Source organism: Xanthobacter sp. BG11Y11_SDJG, from assembly GCF_057364445.1.
The window spans coordinates 1-5,630 of the sequence record NZ_JBNFNU010000284.1 but is presented as its reverse complement, the minus strand read 5'-3'; the positions used below and the strand labels follow the sequence as shown (position 1 = coordinate 5,630).

Sequence of the window (5,630 nt, the reverse complement as noted above, 5' to 3'; positions counted from 1 at the left end):
CGCGCCGAGGCGGGCGGCGCATTCGCTGTAGAATTTGGGCCAGGTCATGCCGTCCGGCACCTTGCCGGCATCCTTCGCCTTGCTCCATTCCGCCGCGCATTGCTGCTGGCGTGAGGGCGTCTCGGCGGCGGCGGGTAGGCTGATGGCGAGGGCGGCGCCGCAGGCGGCGCCAAAAAGTGCGATGCGCAACATCATTGCGCGCTCTCCCCAATACGCCGCGCGATCTGCGCAGCGCTGCAACCTACTGCACAATGGGGTGGGAAATCGATGCCAGAATGCAGCCGGATTGCTCCCTTGGCGACGTGACGCAACGGCCGGTGGACGGCCGCCTCCGGCGGTTGGACATGCCGCCCGACCGCAGATATGTTCCGCCGCCGCGTTGGGGCGTAGCCAAGTGGTAAGGCAGGGGATTTTTGATTCCCCCATTCCCTGGTTCGAATCCAGGCGCCCCAGCCACGCGCTCGGCGGGAACGCGCTGGCGGCTTTTGCTCATCCATCGTTCGACGCCGGTTTCGTGTATCACTTGAGCCGCGGATGCCGGCGGCAACACGCAGGCGTCACATCACCAATAAAACAATGGGGGAGACGTCCATGCTTCACGCTCGCGCACTGGCGATCGTTGCCTTGCTCGCATCGGGGTCAGCGTTGGCCCAGGGCCAGCCTGGGGATGCCAATTTCTGCCGGCAGTATGCTGCAACCGTCGCGACCGCGGCGGAAGACGCGATCAAGATCAATCCCGCCTGCTTCAACCCCGGAACCGGCGTTCACGGCGATCGCCCGATGCATGTCCAATGGTGCCTGCGCACAGCGAGCGACGCGGTGGAGGGCGCGTCGGTGCATGTCCGGCGTCTGGCGAGCCGCTGCACGAGCGATTGGCTGGTCACGCCGACCGAGTATGGCGGCTACGCCATCATGGGCGCGGCGCAGTTCGAGCAGCCGTACGCCAGAACCCGCGGCTGGGAGGTCATGGCCGCCTTTACAGGGCGCCTTTTCATGTATTGCGTCGCCGTCACCGACGCCGGCAGCCGCTCGATCCGTCTTGGCGTCGATCAGGCCATGCCGGGCGACGGCAGCCAGTGGCAGCTCGCCGTGCCCGTGCGCGCGGGCAAGGATTGGCAGGGCCGGCTTGAGATCGACGGGCAGGAGCCAGCCCAGGGGGCTGGCGCAGACGTCAGCGGCCTGGCCGTCGCGGACTGGACCATCGCCTGGCTGAACCTCGGCCAGGTTGACGCCCTGCGGCAGGGAAACCGAGCGGTTCTGGCCGTCGGCAAGCGGGATTTCGATTTCGATCTGACCGGCGCTGCAGCCGCCATATCGAAGGTGGAGGAGTGCCGCGCGCGCCGCGGCGCCCCCGGCCGAGACGGCCGCCGCGCCGGTCCGCGTGGCGCAGGCCGCGCCGCCACCGCGTCAAGACGCTGCGTCGAACGCGCCGACGGAAAGCATGGCCGTGCGCTATGGCACCGCTGGCGCGTGGGTCATCAACGCGATCAAGGCCGGCAGACGCACGATCGCGTGCGAGGCATTCGATACGTCGATGCCCAACCTGCGCTTCGAGATCGACCGCGAAAACTCCTATGTCGATTTCAAGGACGGCGGTCAGATGGGCCGATTGGACGCGCAGATGCCGATCAAGGTCCAGTTTGGCCCCGGCAGCGATCCGAGCGATTTTCAGGTGGTCTTCATCGAAGGCCGGGATGGGGACAAGTGGGCCCGCATCACCGAGGGCCGCAGCGACGGCCCCGGACTCCTGGACGATGCAATACCCAATTCCACGCAAATATCTTTCCAGGGCCGCAACATCATCCTCGCCCGTCCGCTCGATGGGAGTAAGCGCGCGCTGGACGCCTTCTTCCGGTGCAGCAACGACATCCAGTAGAGCCTGCCGCGCGGCAGCGAACGGCCGCCTATCCCTGGCCGATGGCGGTAGGCGTGAGGCGGGCCGTGACGTAGGCCTCGAACTCGGCCTGCGGCAGGGGGCGCGCGAAATAGTAGCCCTGCGCCTCCTCGCAGCCGCGTGCCCGCAGGAACGCCGCCTGCCGCTCGGTCTCCACCCCCTCGGCCACCACCTCGAGGCCGATATTGTGCGCCATCACCAGGATCGACTGGACGATGGCGGCGTGCTCGGGCGCGGCCGCGTCGGCGATCTTCTGCACGAAGCTGCGGTCGATCTTCAGCCGCGTCAGCGGGTAGCGCAGAAGATAGCTCAGCGACGCATAGCCGGTGCCGAAATCGTCGAAGGCGAGGCCGATGCCCCGCTGGTGCAGCGCCTTCAGCATGTCGAGCACCTCGTCGCCGTGGCCGAGGGCGATGTTCTCGGTGATCTCAAGCTCAAGTTGGCGGGCATCGAGGCCGCTGCGGTCGAGCGCCCGCTCCACGTCGTCGAGCAGGGTGCGGGAATGGAACTGGATCGGGAACAGGTTGACGCCGATGCGCAGCGCGCCGAGGCCCGTGCCGCGCCAGGCGGCAGCCGCCGCGCACGCGCTCGCCAGCACGAATTGACCCGCCTCCGCCGCCGCCGGACTGCGGCTGAGAGCGTCGATGAAGGCCGCGGGCGCAAGCAGCCCCCGCTCGGGATGGTTCCAGCGCAGCAGCGCCTCCGCGCCCACCACCGTGTCGTCCGCGAGCCGGATCTGCGGCTGGAAATGGAGCTCGAACTCCTGCTGCGCCACCGCCCGCCGCAGTTCGCTCTCGATCTCCTGGCGGGCCCGCGCATTGCGCCGGATGGCAGGGGTGAAGATGCTGACCTTGCGCCCGTCGGCCCGGGCGGCGCTGAGGGCGAGGTCGGCGTTCTGGATCAGTTCGTCGCAGGCGCGGGCATGCTCGGGGGCGCAGGCGATGCCGCAGGTGACCGAGACGAACAGCCGGTAGCCGTCGATGTCGATGCGCTCCTCCAGGAGGCGCACCACCTCCTGCGCCTCTGCCGACACGTCGTGCGAACAGGAGACGCCGGCGAACACCATGAAGAACTCGTCGCCCCCCGAGCGATAGAAGCGACGGCGGTCCGTGCTCGCGCGCGCGAGCCGCGCACCGATCTCGCCAATCACCCGGTCGCCCGTGGAATGGCCGAGAAAGTCGTTGATGTCCTTGAAGCCGTCGAGGTCGAGCACCGCCAGCGCCAAGGGCGGCGCGTCCGCAGCGTCGAGGGCGGCCGAAAGGTCGCGCAGCAGGCTCACCCGGTTCGCCAAGCCCGAGAGCTGATCGAAATAGGCCAGACGGTCGAGCCGCGCCGCCGCCGCCATGCGCTCGGTGATGTCGCGGCCGATCACCAGGCCGGCGTCGAGACCCGGCGCCCACACGCCGAGGAAGGAGAGCGTGACGAGGTGCCCGTCCTTGTGGCGCATATCGGCAACCACCTCGGGCGAGCGCCCGCCCGCGGCGAGGGTTCGGAGCGCCGCGGTCAGGCTTTCGCGCTGCTCCGGGACGGCGAAGGCGCTGCCCTGCTGTCCGACCACATCCTCCGGCGCATAGCCGAGGATGGCGGACGAACTCTTGCTCACCCGCCGGACGATGCCCGAACGGTCGATCACCAGGATGAGGTCGACGGAGGTTTCGAACAGCAGGCGCTGCTCCTCGGCCTCGCGCGCGATCTGCGCGGACTGCGCGCTCAAGGTCTGCAGCGCCTCGCTCCTCTCCCGCGCCGCCAGCGGCAGCCAGCGCCACAACAGGATGACGAGCACCACGAGCGCCGCGAGCACGTTCAGGATCTTGGGCAGGATCAGAAGTTCAGGGCGTGCCAGCGCCGCCTCGATCGCTTCGGGAAAGACGCCGTACCGCGAGCCCCACAGCAGACCGAAATAAATATTCTCTGCGATATTGCGCACCACGTCGATGGCCAGCACGGCAAGAAGAAGCCAAGTGGTACCATCGACCTCGTACTTTCCACGCGCCGCCGCCATTACGACCGTGAACAGCACCGTGATCCATAGGGCAACGATGACCCAGTAGATCAGCGTTGCCATCACTGCCACGGCAAAATCTCCGGAGCGGCGTACCTGCGCATCACACCCTTACCACTTTGTCCCGCGCCGACAATCATAGGCGGATGAAGCAAGATAGTGTGAACAAGACTTCTTGAAAACACCGCGACATCTCGCCCCGGCGCCGGGGCGGCCGGCCTCACCAGCCTTCGAGCACGATCTTGCCCACGGTGCGCCCGCTCTCCAGCGCGGCGTGGGCGCGCTTCAGGTTCTCCACCGTGATCGGCCCGTAATGGGCGCCGAGCGTCGTGCGGATCAGCCCCTCGTCCACCAGGCCGGCCACCTCGGCCAGCAGGCGGTGCTGGGCGATCATGTCGTCGGTCTCGAACATGGAGCGGGTGAACATGAACTCCCAGGCGAGTGCGCCGCTCTTCTGCTTGAGCAGCGCCACGTCGAGGGCGCCGGGGTCATCGATGACGCACACGGTGGCCTGCGGCCGCAGCACGGCGGCGATCTCGCGCCAGTGCTTGTCGGTGGCGGTGAGGGCGAAGATGGCGTCGGCCTGCGGCAGGCCGATGCGCGCCATCTCCTCGCTCAGGGGCCTCGAATGGTCGATCACGTGGTGGGCGCCGAGGTCGCGCACCCACTGCGCGCTCTCCGGCCGCGAGGCGGTGCCCACCACGGTGAGCGCGGTGAGCCGGCGGGCGAGCTGCACCGCCATGGAGCCGACGCCGCCGGCGGCGCCGATGATCAGCACCACGCCGTGGTCGCCGGTCTTGCCGACGGCGAGCTTGAGGCGATCGAACAGGCCCTCGAAGGCGGTGATGGCCGTGAGCGGCAGGGCGGCGGCCTGCGCGAAGCCCAGCGTGCGCGGCTTCAAGGCGGCGATGCGCTCGTCCACCAGATGCAGCGGGGCGTTGGTGCCGGGCCGGGTGATGCTGCCGGCATAATAGACCTCGTCGCCCGGCTTGAAGAGCCGCGCCTGCGCGCCCACCGCCTTCACCACGCCGGCGGCGTCCCAGCCGAGGATCACCGGCGCCTCGGGCGTGCCCTGGCGGCGCATGCGCACCTTGGTGTCCACCGGATTCACCGAGATCGCTTTGACCTCCACCAGCAGGTCGCGTGGGCCGGGGACCGGATCGGGCGCCTCGAAGGCGAACAGCGCGCGCGGATCGGTGACGGGGAGGGACTCGACATAGCCGATGGCCTGCATGATGGTCTCCGGGTTGGGGGCCGGGCGGCCCCTGGCTTTGCCTCGTCCCTCCATGTCGTCGAAGCGGCCAGATGCGCAAGACGGCACAATCTGGTCGCGTGGTATCATCGCTGATACCCACCACAGGCGGATCTGCTCCATGGCCAAGCGCCATTTCAGCTATCAGGGCACGGGATGCCCGGTGGAGGCGGCCCTCGAGATCATCGGCGCCAAATGGAAGGGCGCCACGGTGTACCATCTGATCGACGGCGAGCTGCGCTTTTCCGAGTTGCGCCGGCGCATGCCCAACGTCACCCAGCGCATCCTCTCCAAGGCGCTGAAGGAACTGGAGGCGGACGGGGTGATCGCGCGCACGGTCTATCCCGCCGTGCCGCCGCAGGTGGGCTACCGCCTGACCGAGAAGGGCGAGAGCCTGACCCCGGCGGTGCTGGCGCTGGCGGCGTTCGGGCGCGGCCATCTCAGCCGCCGCCGCCCGTCCCCCCCTGCCCCGCCCCCGAAGG

Annotated in this window: 4 protein-coding genes, 1 tRNA gene and 1 pseudogene; 3 read left to right on the top strand and 3 right to left on the bottom strand. The window is 68.6% G+C overall.

Annotation, left to right across the window (positions count from 1 at the left end; genetic code table 11):
* Positions 1–195: pseudogene (locus AC2W7M_RS18700) on the bottom strand (hypothetical protein); the annotation flags it as partial.
* A gap of 185 nt (positions 196–380) precedes the next feature.
* Between AC2W7M_RS18700 and AC2W7M_RS18695 the strand changes: the two are divergent.
* Both AC2W7M_RS18695 and AC2W7M_RS18690 read left to right on the top strand, forming a co-directional pair.
* A tRNA-Lys gene (locus AC2W7M_RS18695) sits at positions 381–456 on the top strand.
* Between the two features lie 985 nt (positions 457–1,441).
* Entirely contained in the window at positions 1,442–1,876 is a 435-nt protein-coding gene (locus AC2W7M_RS18690; protein WP_486133976.1) for a hypothetical protein, read from the top strand.
* Between the two features lie 28 nt (positions 1,877–1,904).
* Here AC2W7M_RS18690 and AC2W7M_RS18685 read toward each other — a convergent pair whose 3' ends face one another.
* Together AC2W7M_RS18685 and AC2W7M_RS18680 are read right to left on the bottom strand one after the other, a co-directional pair.
* Complete coding sequence (locus AC2W7M_RS18685) at positions 1,905–3,959, bottom strand: putative bifunctional diguanylate cyclase/phosphodiesterase (RefSeq protein ID WP_486133978.1); 2,055 nt, start codon at positions 3,957–3,959, stop codon at positions 1,905–1,907.
* Between the two features lie 157 nt (positions 3,960–4,116).
* Complete coding sequence (locus AC2W7M_RS18680; RefSeq protein ID WP_486133974.1) at positions 4,117–5,130, bottom strand: zinc-binding alcohol dehydrogenase family protein; 1,014 nt, start codon at positions 5,128–5,130, stop codon at positions 4,117–4,119.
* 139 nt (positions 5,131–5,269) lie between these two features.
* Here AC2W7M_RS18680 and AC2W7M_RS18675 point away from each other — a divergent pair.
* Positions 5,270–5,630: winged helix-turn-helix transcriptional regulator (locus AC2W7M_RS18675; protein WP_486133972.1), on the top strand; the 361-nt coding region annotated here is incomplete at its 3' end.

What these genes read in the sequence shown, in the direction of transcription:
- AC2W7M_RS18690 (WP_486133976.1), top strand. Translation starts at nt 1,442, where the DNA reads ATGGCCGTGCGCTATGGCACCGCTGGCGCGTGGGTCATCAACGCGATC.
- AC2W7M_RS18680 (WP_486133974.1), bottom strand. Translation starts at nt 5,130, where the DNA reads ATGCAGGCCATCGGCTATGTCGAGTCCCTCCCCGTCACCGATCCGCGC.
- AC2W7M_RS18685 (WP_486133978.1), bottom strand. Translation starts at nt 3,959, where the DNA reads ATGGCAACGCTGATCTACTGGGTCATCGTTGCCCTATGGATCACGGTG.